Here is a 25,544-nt window from a genome sequence, read left to right as displayed (position 1 = left end):
TTTATCTCGTTATATGCCAGTTAGGGTTAACACGGCGTCTTGCATCATAACCAAACTCGATGATTTGGCAAACCATGGGCGGGAAAAGTTTGAAATTGCTCGTAAAATCCGTTTTAAATCAAATTATTACACAAAGAATCAATTAAAAAACGGCGCCCTGGGGCGCCGTGTTGCATCAAAGCCGTTCCGCCAGCCTCAACCGGCCAGCAGCGCTCGCACCTTGTCGAGATCGGCCTGGGTGTCCACCCCCACCGGCGGGGCTTGCAGCGCCTGGGCCACGTGGATCTTCTCCCCGTACCAGAGCACCCGTAGCTGCTCCAGGGCTTCGACCTGCTCGAGCACGCTCGGCGCCCAGTCCACGTAACGCTGGATGAAGCCGGCGCGATAGGCGTAGATGCCGATGTGGCGCTGGTAGTGATCGCCAATCTGCTCGCGGCTCTGGGCAAAGCGGTCCCGATCCCAGGGGATGCTGGCGCGACTGAAATAGAGGGCATACCCCTCCCGGTCGGTCACCACCTTGACGGCATTGGGATTGAACGCCTCTTCGGCATCCCTGATCGGCACCGACAGCGTCGCCATGGGCGCGCTGGCCGCGGCCAGGTTGTCCGCCACCTGGCGGATGATGACAGGGGGAATGAGGGGCTCGTCCCCCTGCACGTTGACGATGATAGTGTCGGCGGCAAAGCCGTAGTGACGGCACACCTCGGCCAGACGCTCGGTGCCGGACTGGTGATCCGGTGAGGTCATGCACACCTCGAACCCGGCAGCGGCGGCAAAGGGGGCCAGAGCCTGCTGCACCCGCTCGTCATCGGTGGCGACGATCACCCGATCGGCGCCCGATTGCAGGGCCTTCTCCACCACGTGCTGCACCATGGGCTTGCCGTGAATGTCGGCCAGCGGCTTGCCCGGCAGCCGGGTGGAGGCGTAACGGGCAGGAATGACGACGACGAAACTCATGGCTTCAGCTCTTCCAGCGCCAGGTGACGGGCCCGGTTCTCCAGCAGCACCGGGATCCCCTCCTCCAGGGGATAGGCCAGTCTGTCGAAGCGGCAGATGAGCTCCTGAGGGCCCTCGGCGTGCGCTTGATAGTGCAGTTTCCCCTTGCAGACCGGGCAGGCGATGATGTCGAGCAGTTTAATATCCAGTGCCACAACGAAACTCCTTTAACGATTTCCCACAGGCGATCTTGCCTGGCATGTCAATGTGCAGGGCCAGCCCCCGAGTCCGGGCGCTGGCCGTCTGTTCCAATCCGGTGGCGCCCGTCAGGGCGCCTGGTGCCCGTTCCTTCTTCCGGGCTGCGGGCCCAGGGTGCGCAGCAGCGCCTCTCCCAGGGCATCGGGCAGCTCGGCGCTGACCGGCAGATACCACCAGTTGTCCGGGGCGAAGGGGCGGCACTTGACCGCATCCTTCTCGGTCATCAGCAAGGGGCGCTGGCCGAAGCGGGCCAGCAGCTCGGCGGCGTCGAACGCCTGGTGATCCCCGTAGCCGACGCTCTGCACCAGCTCGTAACCAAGGGCGGTCAGGGTGGCGAAGAAACGGGGGGGATGGCCGATGCCTGCCAGGGCATCCACCGGCCCCGAGAAAGGGGCCGTGAGAGGCGCATCGTCGCACACCCGGCGCAGGGTATCCGGCACCAGGCGCATGGCGTACTCGCCACGGGCGGGTTCGCCGCCGTTGCAGATGATGGCGTCCACCCGCTTGAGGCGGGTCGTGGGCTCGCGCAGCGGCCCCATGGGCAGCAGACAGCCATTGCCAAAGCGGCGCGCCCCGTCCACCACCACCAGTTCGATGTCACGGGCCAGGGCATAGTGCTGCAGGCCGTCGTCGGTCACGATGATGTCCACCTCACCGCTTTGCTCCAGCAACCGCACAGCATCAGCCCGTCTGGGGGCCACCGCCACGGGGCAGCCGCAGCGCCTTGCGATGAGCACGGGCTCATCCCCGGCCTCGGCCGGGGTGCTGCTCTCATCCAGTCGATAGGGGTAATGGGGCGCCTTGCCGCCATAGCCGCGGCTGACCACGCCTGGGCGCCAGCCCCGGGCCTGGAGTTGTTCCACCAGCCAGACCACCACCGGGGTCTTGCCGTTGCCCCCCACCGAGAGATTGCCCACCACCACCACCGGCAGGGTGGCCCGATAGGCGCTGAGCCAGCCCCGGCGATACCCCAGACGGCGGACGCCGCTGACCAGGGCAAACAGCAGGGCGAAGGGGGCCAGCCCCCAACGCCAGAGGCTGTTCCCGTACCAGAGTCTGGCCAGCATCAGCCCTGGTTACCCGTGGCTGTATTACCAAACTGAATGGCCCGCAGCTGGGCATAAGTACCATGCATGTCCATCAGGGTTTGGTGGTTGCCGCGCTCGACGATGTGTCCCTCGTCGATCACCAGGATCTCGTCCGCCTTCTCGATGGTGGAGAGGCGGTGGGCGATCACGAGGGAAGTGCGCGCCTTGCACAGCTCGTCGATGGCCGCCTGGATGTGGCGCTCGGACTCGGTGTCCAGGGCCGAGGTGGCTTCGTCCAGCAGCAGCACCGGGGAGTCCCGCAGCAGGGCGCGGGCGATGGCGATGCGCTGGCGCTGGCCGCCGGAGAGGGAGGCGCCGTTCTCGCCGATGACGGTGTCATAGCCTTCCGGCATCTTGCTGACGAAGTCGTCCGCATGGGCGATGCGGGCCGCCTGCTTGATCTCGTCGCGGCTGTACTTCTCTTCCGCCGCGTAGGCGATGTTGTTGGCCACGGAGTCGTTGAAGAGGTGCACGTGCTGGGAGACCAGGGCGTACTGCTTGCGCAGCTCGCTCAGGCGGTATTCGCGGATGTTGACGCCATCCAGCAGAATTTCCCCCTCTTCGATGTCATAGAAGCGGGTCAGGAGGCTCGCGATGGTGCTCTTGCCGGAACCGGAACGCCCCACCAGGGCCACCGATTTGCCTGCCTCCACCTTGAAGCTGATGTTGCGCAGCGCTGGTGTCTCCTTGGTCGGGTAGGTGAAGGTGACGTTGCGAAACTCGATTTCACCTCGGGCACGTTCCAGGGTGCGGGTGCCGGTGTCCTGCTCCGGGGTGGAGTCCAGCAGACCGAACAGGCTCTGGCAGGCGGTGATGCCGCGCTGGAACTGGTTGTTCACGTCGGTCAGGCTTTTCAGCGGCTTGAGCAGCATCATCATGGAGGTGACCATGACGGTGAAGGTGCCCGCAGTCAGGGTCGCCTTGACGCTGTCGATGGTGGCGACATAGAGGAAGACCGCAAGAGCCACGGAGGCCACCATCTGGACGATGGGGCTGCCGATGGCGTCGGCGGCGACCATCTTCATGGTCTGCTGGCGCATCCGGTTGCTCACCTGGTAGAAGCGCTTGTCCTCCACCTCCTGACCCCCGAACATCAGCACCTCTTTGTGCCCCTTGAGCATCTGCTCGGTGGAGGTGGTGATGTCACCCACCGCCTGCTGGATGTGGCGGCTTATCTTGCGAAAACGTCGGCTGATGATGCTGATGAGGATCCCGACCAGGGGCCCCACCACCAGGAAGATCACCGACAACTGCCAGGAGTGCCAGAACATCAGGCCCAGCAGGCCGATGACGGTGGCCCCTTCCCGCACCAGAGAGACCAGGGTCGAGCTCGCGGCGGACGACACCTGACCGGCGTCATAGGTCACCTTGGAGAGCAGGTTGCCGGTGTTCTGGCGGTCGAAGAAGCTCATGGGCATGGCCATCAGGTGGCTGAACACCTGCTGCTGCAGGCGCATCACCACGTGGTTGCCGACCCAGGCCATGCAGTAGTTGGAGAGGAAGGCGGCGCAGCCGCGCAGAGCCACGATGCCGAGGACGAAGAGGGGCATCCACTTGAGCACGCTGCTGTCGTTGCCGTTGAGCCCCTGATCGATGAGCGGTTTGATGGAGTAGACGAAGGTGGTATCCACGGCCGCATAACCCAGCATGCCAATGATGCCGCCCACCAGACCCAGCTTGCGATCCCGGACATAACCGAGCAGGCGCTTGAAGACGGTCCAGCTCTCTTGTGAGGTTTCTTGTTGCATGAATAGCCGTTAATAAGGGAAATGACGGGCTATTCTAGCCAAACCTTGGAGCTACACCAAGCGCCGCTGGCGCGATGGCTACAACCCGGGTCACAAATGAAGGCCGCCCCTTGCCGGGCAGGCTCACCGGACCCTCACTCACTTCCCCATACCTGCGGCTGCCACCAGGGGCCGCCACGCCGGTACCAGGGCCCCTGCTCCCGCTCGGCCCGGATCCTGAGCCCCGCGTCCCCCGGCTCGATCAGGATGGCGCCCGCCTCCCCCGTGACCCACTGCCGCGCCCCCTGGTATCGCGCCACCACCTCGGGGCGGGGAAAGCCCCACTGGTTCATGAAGCCTGCGCTGTGCACAACGAAGGCAGGTTTCACCGCCGCCACGAAGGGGGCCGTGGAGGAGGTGCGACTGCCATGGTGCGGGCTCACCAGCAGGGTGCTGGCCAGCCCCGCGCCCTCCACCTCCTCCAGCGCCAGCGCCTGCAGGCGGCGCTCCGCCTGTTGCTCGATGTCGCCGCTCAGCAGCAGCCGATGGCGCCCGTCGTCCAGCAGCACCACGCAACTGTCGTTGTTGCGCCCCGCCCCGGCTGCCAGGGGCCAGAGCACCCGCACATCCAGCCCCTGCCAGTGCCACTGCTGACCTCGGCGGCAGGCCTGGGTAGCCGGTGCAAAGGGGAAGGAGGAGAGCTCCCGGCGTACCGCCATGCTCTGCAGCAGAGCCTGCCGGTTGCCCGCGTGATCCCTGTCTCTGTGGCTGATGATCAGGGTGTCGATCACCCGGATGCCGAGCCGGTTGAGCAGGGGCAGGATGGCCGCATCCGCCATGTTGTAGCCCCCGGGGTAGCGATCCCCGGTATCAAACAGGATGGCCCGATCCCCCCGGGTGACGAGCACCGAGAGCCCCTGCCCCACGTCCAGCACCCGCACCTGCCAGGAAGCGGGAGCAGGCCAGAGGGCGAGCAGCAGGGCCGCCGCCACCGGCCCCCCCAGGGCGCGCCCTCCCGGCAGGTGCCATCCCGTCCACTGCAGGATCAGCAGGGCGCTGGCGGGCATCAGCCAGCCGGGCACCGGCCACCAGAGCTGCAGGCGATCCGCCAGCTGCGTGAGCCCCCACAGCACCCACTCCAGGCCGAAGGCGGAGACCCAGAGCAGGCCGTGGGCCAGCAACGTGGAGAGGGGCGCCACCAGCACGCCGATGAGCGCCAGGGGAATGATGACAAGGCAGAACAGCGGCAGTGTCAGCAGATTGAGCAGAAACGCCAGGGGCGCCATCCCCTCGAACAGCAGCAGTTGCAGGGGCAGCAAGCCGAGCAGCAGCAGAAGTTGCAGCCGCACCAGGCCGGGGCGATCGTGCAACAGGCTCGCCAGCAACAGCAGGGCCACCGCCAGGAAGGAGAGCCAGAACCCCGCCGAATAGAGGGCGAAAGGGTCCCACAATGTCAGCACCACAAAGGCCCACAGCCAGATCCGGTGGCTCGGCCAGTCCCGCTTTAGCCAGCGCAGCAGGCTCCACACCAGCACCATGATGAGGGCACGCTCGGTGGCCACCGCAAACCCCGCCAGCCAGCTGTAGGTGGCCGCGAACAGGAGTGACACGCAGATAGCCCCGCGCAGCCCGAACAGCCGCCCGAGCCACCAGCCGAGCACCGCCACCAGAGCGATATGCTGGCCCGAGATGGCGATGATGTGGGTCAGGCCGCTGCCGCGAAAGAGTTCCCACTGGGCATCCGTGATCCCCCCCTGTTCCCCGAAGGTGAGGGCTGCCAGCAGGGGGGCCTGCGCCATCCCCTCCCAGGCGCGACTCGCCGCCGCCAGCCAGCGATCGCGCACACCCGGGGGCACGGCATCCAGGGCGATGACCCGGCGCAGGTTGCCGGTGGCGGTGATCCCCTTGCCAAGGAGCAGGCGCCGCCCATCCATCCCCGCTCCGTTGGCCAGGCCATGGGCCGGCTTGAGAGAGGTCACCAGGGTGACGCGGCTGCCGGCAGGCAACGGCGGCAACACCTGATAGGCATTGACCCGCACCAGGGGTGGCACGGTAAGGGGGCGATCGTCCAGGGTGTCGAGGCGCAGCAGCAGGCGCGCAAATTTATCCCCCTCTTTCTCTCCCGAAGACTCCGTACTTTGCACGTGTGCGGTTATGATGTGGCTCGTTTTTTTGCCAAGTTGATCCAGCCAGGCAAGCCGGTAGTGCAAATTCACCTGCATCCAGAGGATGCCGAGCAGCAGAAACAGCAGCCGCCAGCAACGACCACCGGCGAGAGGAAGCGCGAGCAGCAGCATCAGGCCACCCCATTCCCATGAAGGCAGCCATGGCCACAGCAGTGAGGAGCTTGCCCCCAGGGCAAACGACAACAGACGCAGATCCATGGAGCAAGTATTTAGCAAGGTTCAGAACATGCCCAAACGAATCATACAGCGCTGGCTACCCGACCCGGCGACCCTCAAGGAACACAAGCACTTGCGACTCTTTGGCAAGCTGCTGCTGGATACCAATCTCTGGCATCTCAACCGGCGCTCCGCCGCCGGTGCCTGTGCGGTCGGCCTCTTCATGGCCTGGGTGCCCCTCCCCTGCCAGATGCTGCTGGCCGCTGGCGGCGCCATCGCCTGCCGGGTCAACCTGCCCCTCTCGGTGGCCCTGGTCTGGCTCTCCAACCCCCTGACCATGCCACCGCTGTTTTATGGCGCCTATCTGGTGGGCTGCCAGTTGCTGGGGCACCCCTCCCAGCACATCGAGATCACCTTCACCTGGGCCTGGCTGGTGTCGGTGTTCGAGACGGTGGCCCCGCCGCTCTTGCTGGGCTCCCTGGTGCTTGCCCTGCTGAGCGCCCTCGTCGGCTATCTCCTGGTTCGCGCGAGCTGGCGCCTGAGCACGGTGCGCCAGTGGCAAAAACGCAAGGTGGCGCGCCCATGCTGAATCGCTGGTTGGCCCGCTTCAAGATTGACCCCGATACCCTGCGCCAACAGAAGTGGTTCGCCCTCTTTGGCGAGCGACTGCTGACCCCCGCCCTCTGGCAAGGGGGAACACGGGCCCTCTGTGGCGCCGTGGCGGCCGGGCTGTTCGCCAGCTGGGTCCCCATGCCCATGCACTCCCTGGTGGCCGTCGCCCTGGTGCTGGCCTTCAGCTTCAACCTGCCGCTGGCCCTCTTGGCGGTCTGGTTCAACAACCCGCTGACACTCCCCTTCATGTACCTCTACGCCTATCGTACCGGTTGCCTGGTGCTGAACGAGACGCCAGCCCCCTTCCATCTCACCTGGTCCCTGCACTGGCTGGAGCAGGAAGCGGCTATCCTGGTGCCCCCCTTCCTGCTCGGCAGCCTGCTGCTGGCGGTGCTGAGCGCTGCCGCTGGCGCCTTGCTCACCCTGCTGCTGTTGCAACTGGGCAAACTGACCCGCCCCCGCTAGGTTGCCAGCACGCCGTCCTTGTCTCGGGCGGCGTGCCTTGCCATCGTCTGCCTCTGCCACCACACTCCTTGTAACCCGTTGTTTTTCGACCCCCATTCGAAACAAGGAGCCCACCATGGCCGAACCGCTCACGCTGGCCCATGCCAATGGCAACCCCCTCTCCCTGCTCCCCGCCATGGCCAATCGCCACGGCCTTATCACCGGGGCCACCGGCACCGGCAAGACAGTCACCCTGCAGGTGCTGGCGGAGGGGTTTTCCCGCCTCGGCGTGCCGGTCTTTCTGGCAGACGTGAAGGGGGATCTGAGCGGCCTAGGCGCCGCCGGCACCCCCTCTGCCAAGTTGGATGCCCGTCTGGCCCAGCTCGGCCTTCAGGCACCCGACTTTGCCGCCAGCCCCACCCTGTTCTGGGATCTCTTCGCCGAAGAGGGCCACCCGGTGCGGGCCACCGTCTCCGACATGGGGCCTCTGTTGCTTGCACGCCTGCTCGGCCTCAACGACACCCAAAGCGGGGTGCTGGAGCTGGTGTTCAAGGTGGCGGACGACGAGGGGTTGCTGCTGCTCGATCTGAAAGACCTGCGGGCCATGGTGCAGTTTGCGGGGGAGCACGCCAAGACTCTCACCACCCGCTACGGCAATGTGTCGACCGCCTCCATCGGCGCCATCCTGCGCAACCTCCTCACCCTGGAGAGCGCGGGCGGCGATCATTTCTTCGGCGAGCCCATGCTGGACATCCAGGATCTGATGCAGACCGACGGCGCGGGCCACGGCCATATCAATGTGCTGGCCGCCGGCAAGCTCACCCAGTCCAGCCGCCTCTATGCCTGCTTCCTGCTCTGGCTGCTCTCCGAGCTGTTCGAACAGTTGCCCGAGATAGGGGATCCGGAAAAGCCCGAGCTGGTGTTCTTCTTCGACGAGGCCCACCTGCTGTTCAAGGATGCGCCCAGGGCACTGCTGGAGAAAATTGAGCTGGTGGTGCGCCTCATCCGCTCCAAGGGGGTGGGCGTCTATTTCGTGACCCAGAGCCCGGCCGACATCCCCGACAGCGTGCTGGGGCAGCTTGGCAACCGGGTGCAACACGCCCTGCGCGCCTTCACCCCGAGCGATCAGAAGGCGGTACGCATCGCCGCCAACACCCTGCGGGCCAACCCTGCCTTCGACGCCGCCGGAGCCATCACTGAACTGGGGGTCGGGGAGGCGCTCATCTCCCTGCTCGACGAGAAGGGGCGGCCCAGCGTGGTGGAGCGCGCCTTCATCGCGCCCCCGGCCAGCCGCATCGGCCCCCTGAGCGCGGCCGAGCGCCAGGCGCTTATTCAGGGCTCATTGCTCTACGGCAGATACGACACCCAGGAGGACAGGGAGTCCGCGTTCGAGCGACTTCAAGAGACATCGCCCGCCGCCGGTGACGAGACCGCTTCCCCACAGACCGACCAGGGCGGCGGTCTGCTGGATGCCTTGAATGGCATCCTGTTCGGTCGCACCGGCCCCCGTGGTGGCCAGCATGACGGGGTGGTGCAGACCGCCGCCAAGAGCGTGGCCCGCACCCTCGGCAACGAGGTGGGACGCCAGCTGATGCGCGGGGTGCTCGGCTCCCTGCAGGGGAGCAGCAAGCGGCGCCGCTGATGCCTGAAAATGAAAAAGCCCGCCGACACGGCGGGCTTTTTATGGCTGAAGCAAGGCGCTTGGCGCAGATGCTTCTCTCTTACAACACCTTGGCGATGGCGTCGCAGAGGGGATCAATGTTGGCGCGGGTGATGCCTGCCACGCTGATCCGGCCGGAGCCGACGATATAGATGGCGAATTCGCTCTTGAGGCGCTCCACCTGATCCTTGGAGAGACCGGAGAAGGAGAACATGCCGTTCTGTTCGCGGATGAAACTGAAATCCTGGTTCACCCCCCGCTCGGCCAGCTTCTCCACCAGCAGCTCGCGCATCTCGCGAATGCGCACCCGCATGGCGGCCACTTCTTCCACCCACTCCGCATAGAGGGCCGGGTCGCTCACCACGGTGGTGACAACGGCGGCGCCGTGTGATGGCGGGTTGGAGTAGTTGGCACGAATGACGGTCTTCACCTGGGTGAAGGCGACGTCGGCCACCGCCTTGGTCGCGCAGACCAGGGTGAAGGCCCCGACCCGCTCGTTGTAGAGGCCGAAGTTCTTGGAGAAGGAGCTCGCCACCAGCAGCTCGTCGTGGTACTCGGCGAAGATGCGAAGGCCTTCGGCATCCTCTTCGATACCCCGGGCAAAGCCCTGATAGGCGAAGTCAAAGAGCGGCAGCCAGCCGGCGGCGGCACTCTGCCTGGCCAGGGCGCGCCACTGCTCGGTGGTGGGGTCGATACCGGTCGGGTTGTGGCAGCAGCCGTGCAGCAGCACCAGATCCCCCGCCTGCGCGTCAGACAGGGAGGCCTGCATGGCGGCGAAGTCGAGCCCCTTGGTGGCGGCGTCGTAGTACTTGTACCACTTGACGGTCAAACCGGCCGCCTGGAACACGCTGACGTGGTTCGCCCAGGTGGGATCGGAGATCCAGATGGTCTTGGCGAGATTGTTGCGTACCACGAACTCGGCGGCGATGCGCAGGGCACCGGTACCGCCCGGTGCCTGCGCCGTCTTGGCGCGGCCGCTGGTCACCAGGGCGGCATCACGGCCGAACAGCAGTTGCTGCACGATGCGGCCGTATTCGATATTGCCTTCGATACCGAGGTAGTTCTTGGTCTTCTCGTCGGTCAAGAGCTTCTGCTCGGCTTGCTTGACGCAGTGAAGGATAGGAGTGGCACCGGTCTCATCCTTGTAGATACCGACCCCCAGATTGATCTTGTGGCTGCGAGTGTCGGCACGGAAGGCTTCGGTCAGGCCCAGGATCGGATCCGCTGGGGCGGCAACAACCTTTTCAAACATGGTATTCCCTGTAGTCCGTTGAGTTCGTTGGCTGGCAAAGTAGGTTGGCAAACAAAAGCGCCCGTCCAGGGAGCGCTTCGTCAGCTCTTTATACCACTGCCTTCCATAGGGGAAAACCGCTTTCTCGGCGCCGCCTCAACCAATCCCGTGCCAATCCGGTGCCAGGGCACACACCTCGACCGACAGACCCCGATTCGACTCCACCAGATCATTGCACTGTCCCAGCAGCGCACGGGGGATACGGCTCGGCTCCCAGGGCCGACCATCCCCCAGGGGAGCCCCGTAAGCCGCCTTGATGGGCACCAGATCCCGGGGCAGCCACCAGCTCGCCGGTCTCCCCAACCGCTGGGCCAATGCCAGTACTCTGTCGACCCCGGCCGGATCAAGGGCAGTGAGGTGGCTCCAGAGGGTCTGGGGCGGCAAGGCGGCGATCAGGGGCTCCAGCGTGCCGGGATCCTCGGCGGGATACCAGACCAGCAGAGCGTCGGCGGGCAGTGGCAACTCGGCGAAGGCGCCGACGGCATCGGTCGTGATCACCCGCTGTATCTCCCCCTCTCCCCAGAGGATCTTGCCAAGCTGCGCCAGGGTGCGGGCTGGCAGCGCTACCTCCCCCAGGGTCTGGAGCCAGGGGGCGGCATCCAGCAGGGTGCCGCCGCTGAGAAACAGGCTGAACGGCCGTGCGGCCCGCAGACGAAGGGGCAGATCAGTGCAAAGCCGGATCCCCTTGTCTTCGAAGTCGATCTGCTCGATGGGGCTGAAATGACCCTCCCCCTTGCGATACAGGGCCGCCAGCACCCGCTCGTTGACCCTCTCCCCTAGTTGCCAGCCGTGGGATTGCAGCCACTCCTCGGGTTCCGGCGGGGCACTGGCCATCTTCGCCAGCATCAGCTCCCGGGTCAGATAGCGGTGCCCGGCAGAAGTGAGCGCATAGTGATGATTGCCAAGGGCCAGCAGCAACTGGTTGTCCCGAAGCATGCCGATCAGCGGCTGCCATTGACGACCGCGAACAGCCTGGGGACCGCCGCTCAGCAACTGCTGTGCCAGCGCGCGCCACTCGGGGTGGGTGAAATCGATCAAAGACATCCTTCCCTGTCGGCAAACCATCCTTCAACGAATTGAATAATCTAGCGATTTACGACGAAGGAGCCAAGGGCGGAAAAGAGACAACGTGACCTGGCGCAGCACCGGACGTCGAAAGGAAGCGAAAGAGGTGAAAGGCAGATAAAACAAAACGGCCAAGCAAGCTTGGCCGTTTCATCAACTCTTTCACGATTCCCTATGAGAGGGAGCCTTGATTAGAAGTTGTATTGCATACCAACAGTCCACTCGTCATCTTGCTGACTCAGGCCTTGGATTTTGTATTCGGTGTAAGCTTTCAGCTTGGAGTTGAAGGCGTATTCAACACCCATGGAGGTGAAATCTACGGTGTCTTCGTAAGAAGTTACACCTTCCACTTTCGCTTCAGCGAAGTTGTAGCCAGCCAGGAAGGTCCAGGCGTCTACGTTGTAGGAAGCAGCCAGCTCGTAGCCACGCGCCTTGGCATCGTTGAAGCCGTCGAACTTGTAGGTGGATTCGTTATACAGGGCAGCGAAGTAGAAACCCTGATAGGTGTAGCTTGCGGCAACAGCCCAGTCATTCTTGTCGGTCAGATCAGCGCGACTGAAAGTACCGTTTTCGGAAGTGATGGTGAGGCTGGAGGCATCTTCGAAGCTCTTGGACTCGTAACCTGCGGCCAGACCCAGACCAAAGTCGAAGTCATAGGTTGCGCCCAGGGTGTAGCCGTGGTCCATTTTACCTTCAACACCAGACCAGCCAGCGTAGTTCGCATCATAGCTGCCGTTGTTGGTGATGTAGCCACCTTTCAGGCCAAAACCGTTCCACTGACCGTTATAGATAGCCTGACCTTCTTGACGACCATCATAGACGTTGGCCTTGTCACCGTAGTCGTTGAAGATATCGGTCTTGGCGACGGTTGCATTGTAGAAAGCAGTTTCTGTCTGACCAAACAGGAACTGGCCATACTGGGAACCATCGAAGCCAGCATAGATGTGACGAACCTCCAGCTCACGCTTGTCGCTGTCATAGGAGTTTTCGGAGGCCAGTTGCCACTCAGTTTTGGCAACGCCAGACCAGGTGTCATTCAGAGCCATTTTACCGGACCAGCCCAGACGGGCATAGGTGGTCAGCTCACCATCATTCTTGGAGTAAGAATCTGCGTCTGCATCGTAGGAGTCGTACTCGCCGAAGTACTGGGCATGTACACGACCGTAGATGTCGAAGGTGGTACCGTCTTTGTCATAGATGACGGCAGCGTTAGCTGCGGATGCAAACAGAGCCGGGATAGCAATAGCCAGAATTGTCTTTTTCATAGTTTCCAATGCCTACTGTAATTAAACACTAAGTTGTTGTTATTCCCTGTGTTAGCGATGTTCTTTGCATCACTATGGGGCCTGAGACTAGCACCGGGTTTTGCAATCCGCAATGAAAAAACTTGGAACTTTCCCGTGATTCCATAGTCATAGGGGAAAAAATGTGATCCAGGTCCCACCCCATTCCCTCGATGCGAGGACAACGTTTGTAGCGAAAAACGCTGCTTTTTTATGCCGGCTGAGGGGAGTCGTCCATCCCCAACCGCTGTGTTGGCATATTTGGCGGCGGCCATGCAAGGGGCTGTCATCCCTGCCTCGACCCGGGCGCCGGGTTGCGGGTATCCTGTCACTCCAATCCCAGCCATGACCCGCCAAGCCATGTTATCGACCCGTCTCAAAGCCAGTATTCGCGCTACCTATCGCCAGATAGCCGACGGCCTGCCCGGCTTTGTGCCCCGCAGGGAGCAGAACTTCCTGGTGGCCGAGATAGCCAAGACCCTCACCGGGGAGTACGACAGGTCTCGCCGTATCCTGGTGGCCGAGGCGGGCACCGGTATCGGCAAATCCCTCTCCTATGCCCAGGGCGCCATCCCGGTGGCGCGGCTCACCCAGAAGAAGCTCATCATCTCCACCGCCACCGTGGCCCTGCAGGAGCAGCTCATCCACAAGGATCTCCCCTTTTATCACCGTCACAGCGAGCTGCCGTTTCGTTTCATGCTGGTCAAGGGGCGCCAGCGCTACTGCTGCGAGCACCTGCTGGAGCAGGCGGCAAACGGCAGCGAGATGGCCAATTTCGAACTCGACTTCGGCGCATTGAGCAGACACAAGCCATCGGATGCTGACAAAGCGTGCTACCAGGGGCTGTGGCAGGCCTACACCGAAGGCAAGTGGGACGGGGATCGGGACAACTGGCCCAAACCCATTCCAGACCCTTGCTGGGATCGCATCACCGCCGACCGCCACACCTGCAACAAGGCCCTGAGCCACCATCAGCACTGCCCTTTCCATCGGGCCCGCAACGACATGGACGCGGCAGACGTGCTGGTGGTCAACCACGCCCTGCTGCTCTCCGACCTCACCATGGGTGGCGGCATCATATTGCCGCCGCCGGACGAGTGCATCTATGTGCTGGACGAAGCCCATCACCTGCCCACCATCGCCCGGGATCACGGCGCCGCCAGCGCCAGCATCAAGGGATCCCGCCGCTGGCTGGAAAAGCTGGTGCAAAGCGCGGGCAAGCTGGCCAGGACGCTGAACAAGGAGAGCCTGCTCGATCCCCAGCTCAAACTGCAGGATGCCCTGGCCTCTCTCCAGCCGGATCTCAAGGCCCTCGAGCAGTGGCTCGCCAGCAATGATCACCTCTTTGGCGGCGAGCCCCACCACAGATTCGCCGATGGGGTGCTGCCGGATCCCCTGCCCATGCTGGCGGAAAACCTCAAGGAGGCGAGCAAGAAGGCGTTGCGGGCGCTGGACAGAATGCAGGGGGCCATCGGCGAGGCGCTCAAGGATGGCGACATCCGTCGCAAGGAGGCCGAGCCTCTGCTGGCGGAGAGCGGTTTTCACTTGCAACGGCTCGAGAGCTTCTGCGCCCTCTGGGAGATGCTGAGCCGCCATGTTCCCACCGGCAAGACCCCCCTCGCCCGCTGGATGGCCAGAAGCGAGGACGGGGACATTTGGCTGCACGCCTCCCCCATCGAGGTGGGGTATCTGCTGGAGGAGTGGCTCTGGTCCCGCTGTCTCGGGGCCGTGCTGGTGTCGGCGACCCTCACCGCCCTCTCCTCCTTCAGTTATTTTCGCCACCAGGTGGGGCTCAAGGAGCATGACGGCACCCGCTATCTGCGGCTGCGCTCCCCCTTCGACTACCACAAGGCCGAACTCTATCTGCCCAAGATGGCCCATGAACCCAGTGCCCCCGCCTTCACCCAGGAGTTGATCGATACCCTGCCCCGCCTGCTGGCAGGCAAGGAGGCCAGCCTGGTGCTCTTCTCCTCCTATCGCCAGATGAACGAGGTGGCGGTGGGGCTGCGGACCAAGGGGATGTCGCTCCTGGTACAGGGGGAAGCGTCCCGCAGCGCCCTGCTCCTCTTGCACAAACAGAAGTGCGACGGCGGCCAGGCCAGCATCCTCTTTGGCACCGGCAGCTTCTCGGAAGGGCTGGATCTGCCTGGCCACTACCTCACCAACCTGGTGATCACCAAGCTGCCCTTCGCGGTACCGAACTCCCCCGTGGAAGAGGCGACCGCCGAGTGGATAGAGCAGCGCGGCGGCAACCCCTTCCTGCAACTGACGGTGCCGGAAGCCTCCCGCAAACTCATCCAGGCCTGCGGCCGTCTCATCCGCAAAGAGGCGGACCGGGGCCGGGTGACCATACTCGACCGCCGCCTGTTGACCAAGCGCTACGGCAAGGGGCTGCTGGACGCCCTGCCCCCCTTCACCCGGCGAATCGAGTAGGGGTCGACGCCCCCATCGGCAGGAATGCGCCATAAACGGCTATTGCCGCTCCAGGGCAAACCTGTAAAAATGAGCCCCTATTTTTCAGTGGGCAATCGCCTGACTGTTCAAGGAGATGAAATGAAACTGACTGTTCTGGTGCCGGCCCTGGCTGGTCTGTTGTGGGCAGGTAGCGCCCTGGCTAATAGCCAACTGGAAATAACCAATCCCTACGTGGTGCAGCTCATCGATGGCGAGTCCATCAACCCCAAGCTGCTCGACAAGACCAGCACCTTCCCCATCAGCGCCGGCAAGCACCAGGTGGTGGTGGCCTTCGAGGGCAACTACTCCAACCGTAGCGAGATCAAGCTGGTCACCGCCGAGCCCCTGGTGATCAACTTCACCGCAGGTGACAACCAGACCCTGGTGCTGGACTACAAGAAGCCCCGCAACGAGGCGGAAGCCAAGCAATTCGTGAAAGAGCAGAAAGTGGTCCTCAAGGACAAGGTCAGCGGCCAGGCCGTCGAGAACGAGCAGTTCGTCATGCCGACCGTGGGTGGCTTCCAGCTGACCCGTGACTATCAGCAGGAGCTGCTGAAGATGGGCAAGGCCTTCAACCAGCCCAAGACCGTTTCCGTCTCCACCGCCGCCGTGATGGCTGCCGCCAGCGCACCGGTGGAAGTGGCCCCGAGCAAGGCCATGAGCAACCCGGAAGCCCTGACCCAGCTGCAGAGCTGGTACAACAAGGCTGATGCGGAGACCCGCAAAGCCTTCCAGATCTGGGTGATCCAGCAGCAGTAAGGCGCATCGCACGCCTGCATCGAGGGGAGCCTGGCTCCCCTTTTTCATACCCGTTCATGGCCGATGCTTCATGTCACTGCGCATCTTCTATCACCCCCACTACTCCGCCCTGACGCTGCCCGAGCGTCACCGCTTCCCCTTGGCCAAGTACCAGGCGCTGTTTGAACGCCTCGTCGCCCTCGACTATCCGCTGGCACAGGCCGCCCCTGCCAGCCGTGAGCAGATAGAGAAGGTGCACGATGCGGCCTATGTACAGGCCGCCCTCGCCGGCACCCTCGATGAAGGGGCCATTCGCCGGCTTGGCTTTCCCTGGTCTCCCCTGCTGATTGAACGAACCCTGCACTCGGTCGGCGCCACCCTGGCCGCCAGCCGCCACGCCCTTGCGCAGGGCTGCGGACTGCAGATCTCCGGTGGCTACCACCACGCACACCGGGGGTTTGGCAGCGGCTTCTGCCTCTTCAACGATCTGGTGATCGCGGCACGAACCTGCCTGGACGAGGGACTCTGCGAGCGGGTACTGATCGTGGATCTCGATGTCCATCAGGGAGATGGCAGCGCCGCCCTGTGCACGGACAGCCGCGACATCATCACCCTCTCCCTGCACGGGGAACACAACTTCCCCCGCCACAAGCCGGCCTCCCATCTGGACTTTCCCCTGCCAAGCGGCATGGAGGACGACGCCTATCTCGAGACCCTGGACCAGGCCCTCGCCCTGGCTCATCGCCTCTACGCCCCTGACTTCATCCTCTATCAGGCCGGGGTGGATGTGCACCGGGACGACGAGCTGGGCTACCTATCCCTGAGCGACTCCGGCGTGCGCCAGCGCGATGCCATGGTCTTTGACTCTGCACTTCGCCACGGGCTGCCCATCACCGCCGTACCGGGAGGGGGTTACCGGCGAGACTGGCAGCAGTTGATCCCGCTGCACCTCTCGCTCTTTGAAGTAGCAAGGCACCGGTTTGGTTGAGCGGCACCACCCGGCCCATGACGAAAAAGAGGCGACCCTTGGGTCGCCTCTTCTATATCCGTGCACAGGGATGATGACGCCGTCTGCCCTCAGGCATGGGCCATCGGCGTCGGGTGCTCGCCCATCTTGCGCAGCAGCATCAGCAGATAGACCAGGGAGACCCCGGCAATCACCATGAACAGCAGATGATCCGAGTAGTGCTGCATCAGGAGCGCCGTCAGGGTCGGCCCGAGCAGGCTGCCGATGGTGTAGCTCAGCAGCAACGCCTGGTTCATGGCCACCAGTTGATGCTGCTCCACCTTTTCGCAGGCCCAGGCCATGGCCACCGGATAGAGCGTGAAGCCCGCGGCCCCCAGAATGAACAGCGTCGGTCCCATGGCCGCGTTGCCGAGCATCGCCATGGCCCCCAGGATCACCACCAGCACCTGTACCCGCAACACCGGCAGGCGCCCGAAACGATCCGCCAGACGCCCCACCGGCCATTGCCCCAGGATGCCGGCGCTTACCATCACCGCCATCCAGTAGCCGATGGCCCCGTCGCTCACCCCCTGGTGGTTCAGATAGAGCGGCATCAGACCATAAAGCACCCCCAGCACGATGCCGGAGAGGATGCAGCCGTTCACCCCCAGACGCGCCTGACGCAGGCGCAGCATCGGCCAGACCGGAGTCCTGGCCTGGTGGTTGCCTGACGGACTGGCGATGCGGGTGAACAAGAGCGGCAGCATGGCCGCCAACACCAGGGCAGTCACCCAGGGCAGCACCGCCATCAGCGACGTCGGCACCTTGCTCACCAGCAGTTGCCCAAGCACAGTGCCCACGTAATAGACCATCATGTAGGCAGCCAGCAGGCGACCCCGATTGCGGGCGTTGCCGCTGCACATCAGCGCGCTATCCACCACCACCCAGATCATGGCGCAGCCGACTCCGGCGATGAATCGCCAGGCGAGCCAGCTCCAGAACGCCACGGTAATGCCGAGCCCGACGCAGCCTGCGGCAAAGAGCGCACTCGCCAGGTAGTAACTGCGATTGAAGCCGCAGCGGGCGATGAGTCTGCCCGCCAGCAGGGTTCCCAGCAGGTTGCCGGTGAAATAGGAGGAGCCGACCATACCGACATGCCAGGTGGGCAGATGCTCATGGGCGAGCCAGAGCGGCACCAGGGTGTTCAATACCGCGATGGCCAGGGTCAGCAACAGCAGGCCACAGAGCAGGAGCAGCACCGGGCGGGAGTATGTGGTCATGGATAGAACCGTGGGGAGAGGCAAAATGCGAGCGCATCATGCCACCGCCTGTGCCTTTGTCAATCGGCACTGAGGCTGGGTCGCAAGGTTTTTCTGCCCACCGTGATGGCAACGCGGCAAGGCCCTCCCCTGACGGGAGCCTCATCCCCTTGATTGGCCGGCACCTTGGTCATGATAAGGAGAAGCGGGCGGTTGAATATCGACCCTGTGCCTCCCTCACGCCAGAGCGCCATGACCAGAAGAGGCGACCCAGGGCCGCCTCTTCTTTCTATCAAGCACAACCTATCGTGCACAACGCCGGTCAGCGCTGGCGCTTCTTGGCGTACTTGCGACGAGCCCGGGCCTGGCGCTCCTCTTCCCGCTCCGCCTTCTCCCTGGCTTTCTGCTCAGCCTCGGCCTGGGCTTCCACTATCTCGAGGCTCACCATCTCTGGCGTCTCCAGGGAGATCCGCCCCAGCATGCCGGACCGGAATTCATTGACCAGGATTTCCGAGGCCTTGTGCAGATCCGCAAGCCCCCCCTTGCGCATGAAGCCGCGCTGACGGGCAATGAGATCCAGCAGCTCGATCTCGGTCTCCGGCAGCTCGCTCAGCTGGTAGCGTGCCTTGATGCGCTCCGGATAGGCCTTGATGAAGTAGTCGGCGGCAAACATGGCGATGTCGGCGTAATCGAAGACGGTATCCTTGATGGCCGCCGTGATCGCCAGTCGATAACCGCAGGAGGGCGGGTTGAGCTTGGGCCACAGGAAGCCAGGGGTGTCCGTCAGGATGACGTGGTTGTCGAGCTTGATCCGCTGCTGGGACTTGGTCACCCCCGCCTCGTTGCCGGTCTTGGCGATGATCCGCCCCGCCAGGGTGTTGATCAGGGTGGACTTGCCCACGTTGGGGATGCCCATGATCATGGCGCGCACCCCGCGCAGCTCGAAGTTGCGCTCCGGCAGCATCTCGTGGCACAGGGTCAGCAGTTGCTTAATCTTCTCCGGCTCCTGCTGGGTCAGGGGCAGTGCCTTGATCCCCTTCTCCTGCTCCATGTGGGCCACCCAAAGCGCGGTGATCTCGGGGTCGGCAAGGTCTGCCTTGTTGAGCACCTTGATCACCGGCGTCTCCCCGCGCAGCTCCGGCACCAGGGGGTTCTCGCTGGAGAAGGGGATGCGGGCGTCGAGCATCTCGATGATGACATCGACCTGGGGCATGACCTCTGCAATCTCTTTGCGGGCCTTGTGCATGTGGCCGGGGAACCAGTTGATGGACATATCCGTTACTCTCTCATTGGCATGCGGTCCCCTCTCGGGGCTGCGGGCGCTCGGGGTTGCGGGTGCGTGGTGATGCGCCAGACCGCTGGCACTCATCGCAAGGGGGCGCATTTTACCTGCTGCGGCCCCGATTTGACAGGCTATTCTGGCCGGGTGTTGTCACCCGGGTGGCCGGATGCCCACCACGCCAGCGGTAGGTGAGTGGCAAAACACAATCAACATAACCCATTGATATAAGATAACATTTGCAAGGCGCTTTCACCGTATTGTCATCTCTCTTCACTAAAAGTGTCATCTGCCCCCTCTAGGCTGCGCTCAGGTTTCACAAGGAGCGAACCCCAATGAGAAAGATGGCAGGACTTGCAGTGATGATAGGCGCCGCCCTGGCCGCCGGCTGCAACTCCAACAACGACAGCAACACCCCGGAATCCAGCGCCAAGAACGTGATCTTCTTCCTCGGCGACGGCATGGGTCTCAACACCCTCACCGCCTCCCGGATCTATGGCGTCGGCGAAGAGGGCAGCCTCACCATCGACACCCTGCCGGAAACGGCCTTCATCAAGACCTTCTCCCACGATGCTCAGGTGACCGACTCGGCCCCCTCCATGGCGGCCTACATGACCGGGGTCAAGAGCAACAACGGCGTCATCAGCATGGACAGCGACGCCACCCAGGAGAGCGATTGCAGCCAGAGCGGCGGCAAAGCGGTGACCACCCTGCTGGAGCTGGCCAAGGCCGATGGCCGTGGCACCGGCGTGGTCACCACCACCCGGGTCACCCACGCCACCCCGGCCGCCACCTATGCCCATATCTGCAACCGGGATCTGGAGGCTGATATCGCCGTCCAGATGGTGCCGGGGGGCAGCGGTTACAACAGCGCCCTGAAGGAGGGGCTGGATGTGGTGCTCGGGGGCGGCAGCAGCTTCTTCCTGCCCAGTGCCGACAAGGGCAAGCGGACCGATGGCCGCAACCTCATCGACGAGATGAAGGCGAAGGGGTATCAGTTTGCCGCCACCCTGGACGAGCTGAACCAGGCCGATGCGAGCAAGCCGCTGCTGGGCCTGTTTGGCTCAAGCCACATGAAATATGACCTGGACCGGCCCGCCAGCGAGCCGTCACTGGCCCAGATGACCCTGGCTGCCATCAAGCAGCTCAAGGGCAAAGAGAAGGGCTACTTCCTGATGGTGGAAGGGGGGCGTATCGACCACGCCCTGCACGACACCAACGCCAAGCGCGCCCTGCAGGATACCCTCGCCTTCGACAACGCCATCCTGGCCGCCATCAATGAAGTGAAGAAAACCGATCCCGAGCTGAAAAACACCCTGATCGTGGTCACCGCCGACCATGACCACACGCTTGTGCTCAACGGGTACGCCAAGCGCACCGGCAAGACCACGGCAGGCAATGCGGGCGTGCTCGGGCTGGTGAAGAACTACGAGACCGGCGAGCCGAGCAAGGATAGCGATGGCATGCCCTACACCATCATCGGCTTTGGCAACGGCTACAACCGAGTGGATGGCCCGCGCAGCAGCGTGGCGGCCCTCGACGACGCCACCACCTCCGCCGACGACTATCACCAGGAGGTGGTGGTCAAGGTGGGCGAGATAGGCAACGAGACCCACGGCGGTACCGATGTCTTCCTCGGCGCCATCGGCCAGGGGGCGGAGCGCTTCCACGGCTCTCTCGACAACACCGCCGTGTTCGGCAAGATCAAGGCTGCGGCCAAGCTGTAAGGGATTATCAGGATGAACATCACCATGAAAAAGACGCTGGTCTGCACCGCCCTGCTCGGCACGCTTGGCGGCCTCTCCCAGGCGCACGCCGCCGATGCCAAGAACGTCATCCTCTTTATCGGTGACGGCATGGGCCCCACCGTGCTCACCGCCACCCGCCTGTTCAAGGTGGGGGAAGAGGGGGATCTCGAGATGATGAAACTGCCCCAGAGCGCGCGCATCAAGACCTTCTCCCACGATGCCCAGACCACGGACTCCGCCCCCTCCATGGCGGCCTACACCACCGGCGTCAAGATGAACAACGAGGTGATCGCCATGAGCAGCGACACCAGGGCCGTGGCACCGTCCAAGGATGCCAACGGCAACAAGGGCATCAACAACTGCACCAGCGACAACGGGAGCCCGGTGCCCACCATTCTCGAGCTGGCCAAGGCGGCGGGCAAGTCGGTGGGGGCCGTCACGACCACTGAGCTCACCCATGCCACCCCGGCGGCGACCTATTCCCATATCTGCCACCGGGATGCGGCCTACGCCATCGCCGAGCAGGCGGTACCAGGCGGCGCCGGCTTCAATCAGGCACTGGGGGATGGGGTCGATGTGCTGATGGGGGGCGGCGCCAACCACTGGACGCCCTACAGCGCCAGCAACAAGAGCGGCCGGGCCGACGGCCGGGATCTCACCGCCGAGCTGACCGCCCGGGGCTACCGCTATGTCACCACCAAGGATGAGCTATCTGCCGTCAACTCGGGCAAGGTGCTGGGGCTGTTCAGCACCAAGTCCCACCTCGACTACGAACTGGACCGCGTCGCCAAGGGGGCGGCCAGTACCCAGCCGTCCCTCTCCGAGATGACCGCCAAGGCGATCGATCTGCTCAGCCAGAACAGCCAGGGCTACTTCCTGATGGTGGAGGGGGGGCGTATCGACCACGCCCTGCACGCCACCAACGCCAAGCGATCCCTGACCGATGCGGTGGCGCTGGACGAGGCGGTCAAGACGGCCCTCGGCAAAGTGGATTTGAGCGATACCCTGATCGTGGTCACCGCCGACCACGACCACACCATGACCATCAATGGCTATTCCGCCAAGGGCAACAAGGTGCTGGATCTGGTCAAGAACGCCGATGGCTCGACCCAGAACGACGCGGACGGCAAGCCGTTCACTACTCTGGTATTCGGCAACGGCCCCAACCGCCAGGACCAGCGCCCCACCCTCACCAGCGATGAGGTGATGGCGGATGACTACCTGCAGGAGACCGGGGTCAAGCTCGGCTCCGAGACTCACGGCGGCGGCGATGTGATGCTGTTCGCGGGCGGCGCAGGCAGCAGCCAGTTCAAGGGCACCCTCGACAACACCCGGGTGTTCGGCAAGCTCAGGGAGGCCCTCGGCCTGTGATAAAGGGGCCCGGCACCGCGCCGGGCACCTTTTCCGTCGAGCGAGAGACGATGATGAAATATCTGCTTTTTTTATGGCTGCTGGGCAGCGCCCTCTCCTTCCCCCTCCTGGCCGACGAGGTGCCCGATCTGGCCGCCCGCATCCGCTACGTGGACAGGGTGACCGGCAGCGACGGCATCACCCGGGAGAGCCAGTGGCAGGAGAAGTGGCTGCGGGTCGGTGACCAGGTGTGGAGCCAGCGGCTCATTCCCGTTCCCCTGGCCCGTGCCTATCACGCCACCCACGATGCCCGCCCCGGCCACAAACACTTCACTCACCAGATGGCGGCGCGCTGGGTCACCCGCAGCGAGGGAGACGCACTCCAGTTGCGCTACGCCGATGCCTGGCACAACCAGCTGGTGGAGGTGCCGCAGGAGGAGTACGGCCAGGTGGCCTTCAAGCCGGAGTGGGCGCGGATCCGCCACCTCATCAACCCTTCCCTGTTAGAGGGAATGACACCGCTGGATGAGGCCGCCCCCGACCAGGCGAACTGGTATGAGACCCGTGAAGGTCGCCAGCGTACCCGCATCCTCTGGTCGAGCCGCTGGCAGTTGCCCCTGGTGGTGGAGTCGGCAAGCCTCGACGGTTATCGCAGCTACCGGATGGAGGTGACGCTCAAGACGCTGCCAAAGACCCTCCCCTGGCAGCAACTGGCAGGGTACCAGACCTTGGATCTGCGGGATTTCTTCGACTGATCCCCCCAGGCGGCAATCGCCTGGCTGACATGGCGTAACGGGATGTTACACTCTCTGTACTCATCCCGGACCCGAACATCCATGCGCCTTGTTACTCTGCTTCTGCTGCTCTCCCCTCTGATCGTCTGCGCCTTTTCGGCCCGTGCCGTGGTCGTCGTGGCCGCGGACATTCCCCCCTATGTGATCCGCGCCCAGCAGGGTGCGCCCAGCGGCATGGCCATCGAGGTGCTGGAGGAGGCTGCCCGCCGCCTCGGGGAACCGCTCGAGATCGAGTTGATGCCGCTGGCTCGCGCCCTCAGCCAGGCCAGCCACCGCCCGGATGTCCTGTTGTTGCCCCCGGCCCGAAACCCCCAGCGCGAACCACTGTTTCTCTGGATTGCCCCCCTGCTGGAGGAGGCCTTCGTGCTGGTCAGCCATCGCCGTCACCATCCAACGCCGATCTCCATGAAGACGCTGCCAGGCCTCACCGTTGGCGTGATGCGTGGCTCCCATAGCCAGAGCCTGTTCCAGCCGCTGACAGGGGTGACCCGGGAGCTGGTCACCGAGGAGGTCAGCAACGCCAGCAAGCTGGCGCGCGACCGCATCCAGGCATGGGCGGTGGCCTGGAACACCGCCCGTTACAACCAGCAGCGGGCGGGTCTGCCGCTCCCGGACCTGGTGCGGGGCGAGACCTTGCAGCAGAGCACCCTCTACCTGGCCGCCAGTCCCCGCTTCTCCCGCAGCGAGGCGCTGCGCTGGCGCCGGGTCATTCAGGAAATGAGGGAGGATGGTAGTCTCGCGCGCATCCTGCACCAGTACGATTACCAGGCTCCCTGATGAGAAAGTCAGTCCAATTGCCAAACCACCCCAGAATGGTTATGGTATCTCCATGAAAGCAATCATGATTTTTTCCAGTACGCTCACACCCCGCTGAGCCCCCGCCCTCGCCCCGCTGCGCGAGTCGCTCGGGGGCATCGCTGTTGCTGTCTGCTTTTTACACTTGCACCGTTTTTTGTCGACCAGTCTGCCCGTCATCCTGGTCCCTTCAGTCATTGATAAGGAAATACCCTATGAAACAGCCTCATCTCGTCATCTCCAGCCTGGATCTGGATCGCATCGAACAGCTGCTTGGCAACCACCCCCAGCACCTTGCCCTGCAAGAGGAGCTGGATCGCGCCGAGATCCGCGAACCCGCCGACATGCCGCCGGACGTGGTGACCATGAACAGCACGGTGCGCTTCAAGATGCAAAACAGCGGCAACGACTTCTGCCTGACGCTGGTCTATCCAAAGGATGTGCAGGGGGACGAATCGAAGATCTCCGTGCTGGCGCCAGTGGGCAGCGCCCTGCTGGGGCTCAAGGTGGGTGACAGCATCGCCTGGCCGGGGCCGGCCGGTCGCACCATCCAGGTGGAGATCCTGGAAGTGGTCTATCAGCCGGAACGCGCGGGGGAGCTGCACCGCTGACAGGCCGCCAGGCGGCCACTCTGGTCTGATGCGACCAGGTGGCTGACTCGGTATGTCTTTGTCCGGTCGGAGCCGACGGCCACCGGCCGGGCATGACCTGACGGGGGATCAGGCCCCCTGACAGATCCGGTTCTTGCCCTCCCGCTTGGCCTGATAGAGAGCGCGATCTGCCTGGCTGAACAGGGTGTCAAAGTGCCATTCACGGGCGCTGGGCACCCACCCCAGGCTGGCCGTCACCCGGACCCCCTTCAGCTCCAGCGTTTCTATTCCCTGGCGGATCTGCTCGCAGCGCGCCTGCTGGGCCAGGGGGTCCCGCTCGGGCAATAGCAGCACAAACTCTTCCCCGCCGAAGCGGCTGGCCACCAGATCCCGCTGGCCGGCAAGATAGCGACCCACCGCCTCCAGCACCCTGTCCCCGGTCTCGTGACCGTGGCGATCGTTGATCTGCTTGAAGTCGTCGAGATCCAGCACCACCAGCGCCCCCTGCCTTGCCATCGTCACGCAATGATCCATAAAGCCGCGCCGGTTCAGGAGGCCGGTCAGGGGATCCTGGCTGGCCTGTCGACGCAGGGCCAGGGCCCGGTACTGGGTACAGAGCAGCAGCACCCCGAAGGTCGACAGATAGTTGCCCATCAGCTTGACATCCTCCCCCACCTTAGCGCTTCGCGTCACAGGAGGGGGATTCCCATTACTGGGTGATAGCTGCTCGCGCAGTACCGGGTTCCTGCTTCATCGGGCGGCCTGATTGCACCGCGCCTCCACAGGCTAAAACGGCGTGTCCCGCCGCTAAAATATTGCGAGCGCCGTTCACATCGGCGTTCGCCTCATAACCACACGCAGCGCATTTAAACTGGCTTTGCGTCT

General features: G+C 63.8%; 22 protein-coding genes and 1 pseudogene. 11 read left to right on the top strand and 12 right to left on the bottom strand.

The window, feature by feature from the left end; all coding sequences use genetic code 11:
* Positions 1 to 195: 195 nt before the first annotated feature.
* The 5 genes from kdsB to PG883_RS14355 all read right to left on the bottom strand — a co-directional run bounded on the left by kdsB (position 196) and on the right by PG883_RS14355 (position 6,306).
* On the bottom strand, positions 196 to 957 hold the full coding sequence (kdsB, locus tag PG883_RS14375) for a 3-deoxy-manno-octulosonate cytidylyltransferase (protein ID WP_039040278.1): 762 nt from the start codon (positions 955 to 957) through the stop codon (positions 196 to 198).
* The gene (locus PG883_RS14370) at positions 954 to 1,151 is read right to left on the bottom strand and encodes a Trm112 family protein (RefSeq protein WP_010675233.1); all 198 of its coding nucleotides are present in this window, start codon (positions 1,149 to 1,151) and stop codon (positions 954 to 956) included. The genes kdsB and PG883_RS14370 overlap by 4 nt, the downstream gene beginning before the upstream one ends.
* A 111-nt stretch (positions 1,152 to 1,262) precedes the next feature.
* Positions 1,263 to 2,261, bottom strand: a complete 999-nt coding sequence (gene lpxK / locus PG883_RS14365) for a tetraacyldisaccharide 4'-kinase (protein WP_198497451.1) — start codon at positions 2,259 to 2,261, stop codon at positions 1,263 to 1,265.
* The gene (gene msbA, locus PG883_RS14360) at positions 2,261 to 4,030 is read right to left on the bottom strand and encodes a lipid A ABC transporter ATP-binding protein/permease MsbA (protein ID WP_052814643.1); all 1,770 of its coding nucleotides are present in this window, start codon (positions 4,028 to 4,030) and stop codon (positions 2,261 to 2,263) included. The genes lpxK and msbA overlap by 1 nt, the downstream gene beginning before the upstream one ends.
* Positions 4,031 to 4,164: 134 nt before the next feature.
* Positions 4,165 to 6,306 carry a DNA internalization-related competence protein ComEC/Rec2 gene (locus PG883_RS14355; protein ID WP_270807344.1) on the bottom strand — a complete coding sequence of 714 codons (2,142 nt, stop codon included), beginning with the start codon at positions 6,304 to 6,306 and terminating at the stop codon, positions 4,165 to 4,167.
* Between the two features lie 115 nt (positions 6,307 to 6,421).
* Between PG883_RS14355 and PG883_RS14350 the strand changes: the two genes are divergently transcribed.
* The 3 genes from PG883_RS14350 (at position 6,422) to PG883_RS14340 (ending at position 9,049) form a co-directional block, all read left to right on the top strand.
* Complete coding sequence (locus tag PG883_RS14350) at positions 6,422 to 6,940, top strand: DUF2062 domain-containing protein (protein ID WP_270807343.1); 519 nt, start codon at positions 6,422 to 6,424, stop codon at positions 6,938 to 6,940.
* Positions 6,934 to 7,428, top strand: coding sequence for a DUF2062 domain-containing protein (locus tag PG883_RS14345; RefSeq protein WP_042017571.1), 495 nt, complete (start codon positions 6,934 to 6,936; stop codon positions 7,426 to 7,428). Before PG883_RS14350 ends, PG883_RS14345 begins: the two co-directional genes overlap by 7 nt.
* A 115-nt stretch (positions 7,429 to 7,543) precedes the next feature.
* Positions 7,544 to 9,049 (top strand): helicase HerA-like domain-containing protein, encoded by a 1,506-nt coding sequence (locus PG883_RS14340; protein WP_270807342.1) that lies wholly within the window; start codon positions 7,544 to 7,546, stop codon positions 9,047 to 9,049.
* Between the two features lie 79 nt (positions 9,050 to 9,128).
* On the opposite strand, the gene PG883_RS14335 is transcribed toward PG883_RS14340, so the two are convergent.
* From PG883_RS14335 to PG883_RS14325, 3 genes are all read right to left on the bottom strand, one after another.
* The gene (locus tag PG883_RS14335; RefSeq protein WP_270807341.1) at positions 9,129 to 10,319 is read right to left on the bottom strand and encodes an amino acid aminotransferase; all 1,191 of its coding nucleotides are present in this window, start codon (positions 10,317 to 10,319) and stop codon (positions 9,129 to 9,131) included.
* A gap of 135 nt (positions 10,320 to 10,454) precedes the next feature.
* Positions 10,455 to 11,396 (bottom strand): hypothetical protein, encoded by a 942-nt coding sequence (locus PG883_RS14330; RefSeq protein WP_183149738.1) that lies wholly within the window; start codon positions 11,394 to 11,396, stop codon positions 10,455 to 10,457.
* A 218-nt stretch (positions 11,397 to 11,614) separates the two neighbouring features.
* Positions 11,615 to 12,688: a porin gene (locus PG883_RS14325; protein WP_270671598.1), complete on the bottom strand. Its 1,074-nt coding sequence runs from the start codon at positions 12,686 to 12,688 to the stop codon at positions 11,615 to 11,617.
* Between the two features lie 378 nt (positions 12,689 to 13,066).
* Here PG883_RS14325 and dinG point away from each other — a divergent pair, with 378 nt between their 5' ends.
* The 3 genes from dinG (at position 13,067) to PG883_RS14310 (ending at position 16,886) form a co-directional block, all read left to right on the top strand.
* Complete coding sequence (gene dinG / locus PG883_RS14320; protein WP_183149737.1) at positions 13,067 to 15,139, top strand: ATP-dependent DNA helicase DinG; 2,073 nt, start codon at positions 13,067 to 13,069, stop codon at positions 15,137 to 15,139.
* 120 nt (positions 15,140 to 15,259) lie between these two features.
* Positions 15,260 to 15,919: a YccT family protein gene (locus PG883_RS14315; RefSeq protein ID WP_270807340.1), complete on the top strand. Its 660-nt coding sequence runs from the start codon at positions 15,260 to 15,262 to the stop codon at positions 15,917 to 15,919.
* Positions 15,920 to 15,989: 70 nt separating this feature from the next.
* On the top strand, positions 15,990 to 16,886 hold the full coding sequence (locus tag PG883_RS14310; protein WP_113070050.1) for a histone deacetylase family protein: 897 nt from the start codon (positions 15,990 to 15,992) through the stop codon (positions 16,884 to 16,886).
* An 89-nt stretch (positions 16,887 to 16,975) separates the two neighbouring features.
* Here the strand turns inward: PG883_RS14310 and PG883_RS14305 are convergent, their stop codons facing one another.
* Complete coding sequence (locus PG883_RS14305) at positions 16,976 to 18,124, bottom strand: MFS transporter (protein ID WP_270807339.1); 1,149 nt, start codon at positions 18,122 to 18,124, stop codon at positions 16,976 to 16,978.
* Positions 18,125 to 18,425: 301 nt separating this feature from the next.
* Complete coding sequence (gene ylqF / locus PG883_RS14300) at positions 18,426 to 19,376, bottom strand: ribosome biogenesis GTPase YlqF (protein ID WP_270807338.1); 951 nt, start codon at positions 19,374 to 19,376, stop codon at positions 18,426 to 18,428.
* 341 nt (positions 19,377 to 19,717) lie between these two features.
* Between ylqF and PG883_RS14295 the strand changes: the two genes are divergently transcribed.
* From PG883_RS14295 to rnk, 5 genes are all read left to right on the top strand, one after another.
* Positions 19,718 to 21,109: an alkaline phosphatase gene (locus tag PG883_RS14295; protein WP_039040264.1), complete on the top strand. Its 1,392-nt coding sequence runs from the start codon at positions 19,718 to 19,720 to the stop codon at positions 21,107 to 21,109.
* A gap of 24 nt (positions 21,110 to 21,133) precedes the next feature.
* Entirely contained in the window at positions 21,134 to 22,501 is a 1,368-nt protein-coding gene (locus PG883_RS14290; protein ID WP_174219053.1) for an alkaline phosphatase, read from the top strand.
* Between the two features lie 50 nt (positions 22,502 to 22,551).
* The gene (locus PG883_RS14285; protein WP_223915990.1) at positions 22,552 to 23,235 is read left to right on the top strand and encodes a hypothetical protein; all 684 of its coding nucleotides are present in this window, start codon (positions 22,552 to 22,554) and stop codon (positions 23,233 to 23,235) included.
* 81 nt (positions 23,236 to 23,316) lie between these two features.
* Entirely contained in the window at positions 23,317 to 24,051 is a 735-nt protein-coding gene (locus tag PG883_RS14280) for a substrate-binding periplasmic protein (protein WP_174722087.1), read from the top strand.
* Between the two features lie 233 nt (positions 24,052 to 24,284).
* A complete protein-coding gene (rnk, locus tag PG883_RS14275; protein ID WP_010675253.1) occupies positions 24,285 to 24,680 on the top strand; it encodes a nucleoside diphosphate kinase regulator in 396 nt (131 codons plus the stop codon).
* Positions 24,681 to 24,788: 108 nt separating this feature from the next.
* Here rnk and PG883_RS14270 read toward each other — a convergent pair.
* Both PG883_RS14270 and PG883_RS23955 read right to left on the bottom strand, forming a co-directional pair.
* A pseudogene (locus tag PG883_RS14270) lies at positions 24,789 to 25,316 on the bottom strand (GGDEF domain-containing protein); the annotation flags it as partial.
* Positions 25,317 to 25,368: 52 nt separating this feature from the next.
* A partial coding sequence (locus PG883_RS23955; protein ID WP_223939773.1) for a zinc ribbon domain-containing protein occupies positions 25,369 to 25,544 on the bottom strand: 176 nt, incomplete at its 5' end.

This window comes from Aeromonas sp. QDB25 (assembly GCF_027707725.1).
Taxonomy (GTDB): domain Bacteria; phylum Pseudomonadota; class Gammaproteobacteria; order Enterobacterales; family Aeromonadaceae; genus Aeromonas; species Aeromonas caviae.
This window is presented reverse-complemented; position numbering and strand designations above follow the sequence as displayed.

Excerpts from the sequence above, each read along its gene's own strand:
- PG883_RS14340 (WP_270807342.1), top strand. The coding sequence starts at position 7,544 with ATGGCCGAACCGCTCACGCTGGCCCATGCCAATGGCAACCCCCTCTCC.
- PG883_RS14335 (WP_270807341.1), bottom strand. The coding sequence starts at position 10,319 with ATGTTTGAAAAGGTTGTTGCCGCCCCAGCGGATCCGATCCTGGGCCTG.
- PG883_RS14350 (WP_270807343.1), top strand. The coding sequence starts at position 6,422 with ATGCCCAAACGAATCATACAGCGCTGGCTACCCGACCCGGCGACCCTC.
- kdsB (WP_039040278.1), bottom strand. The coding sequence starts at position 957 with ATGAGTTTCGTCGTCGTCATTCCTGCCCGTTACGCCTCCACCCGGCTG.
- PG883_RS14355 (WP_270807344.1), bottom strand. The coding sequence starts at position 6,306 with ATGCTGCTGCTCGCGCTTCCTCTCGCCGGTGGTCGTTGCTGGCGGCTG.
- PG883_RS14315 (WP_270807340.1), top strand. The coding sequence starts at position 15,260 with ATGAAACTGACTGTTCTGGTGCCGGCCCTGGCTGGTCTGTTGTGGGCA.
- PG883_RS14305 (WP_270807339.1), bottom strand. The coding sequence starts at position 18,124 with ATGACCACATACTCCCGCCCGGTGCTGCTCCTGCTCTGTGGCCTGCTG.
- PG883_RS14345 (WP_042017571.1), top strand. The coding sequence starts at position 6,934 with ATGCTGAATCGCTGGTTGGCCCGCTTCAAGATTGACCCCGATACCCTG.
- PG883_RS14295 (WP_039040264.1), top strand. The coding sequence starts at position 19,718 with ATGAGAAAGATGGCAGGACTTGCAGTGATGATAGGCGCCGCCCTGGCC.
- lpxK (WP_198497451.1), bottom strand. The coding sequence starts at position 2,261 with ATGCTGGCCAGACTCTGGTACGGGAACAGCCTCTGGCGTTGGGGGCTG.
- PG883_RS14290 (WP_174219053.1), top strand. The coding sequence starts at position 21,134 with ATGAAAAAGACGCTGGTCTGCACCGCCCTGCTCGGCACGCTTGGCGGC.
- dinG (WP_183149737.1), top strand. The coding sequence starts at position 13,067 with ATGTTATCGACCCGTCTCAAAGCCAGTATTCGCGCTACCTATCGCCAG.
- PG883_RS14280 (WP_174722087.1), top strand. The coding sequence starts at position 23,317 with ATGCGCCTTGTTACTCTGCTTCTGCTGCTCTCCCCTCTGATCGTCTGC.
- PG883_RS14325 (WP_270671598.1), bottom strand. The coding sequence starts at position 12,688 with ATGAAAAAGACAATTCTGGCTATTGCTATCCCGGCTCTGTTTGCATCC.
- rnk (WP_010675253.1), top strand. The coding sequence starts at position 24,285 with ATGAAACAGCCTCATCTCGTCATCTCCAGCCTGGATCTGGATCGCATC.
- ylqF (WP_270807338.1), bottom strand. The coding sequence starts at position 19,376 with ATGTCCATCAACTGGTTCCCCGGCCACATGCACAAGGCCCGCAAAGAG.
- PG883_RS14310 (WP_113070050.1), top strand. The coding sequence starts at position 15,990 with ATGTCACTGCGCATCTTCTATCACCCCCACTACTCCGCCCTGACGCTG.
- msbA (WP_052814643.1), bottom strand. The coding sequence starts at position 4,030 with ATGCAACAAGAAACCTCACAAGAGAGCTGGACCGTCTTCAAGCGCCTG.
- PG883_RS14285 (WP_223915990.1), top strand. The coding sequence starts at position 22,552 with ATGATGAAATATCTGCTTTTTTTATGGCTGCTGGGCAGCGCCCTCTCC.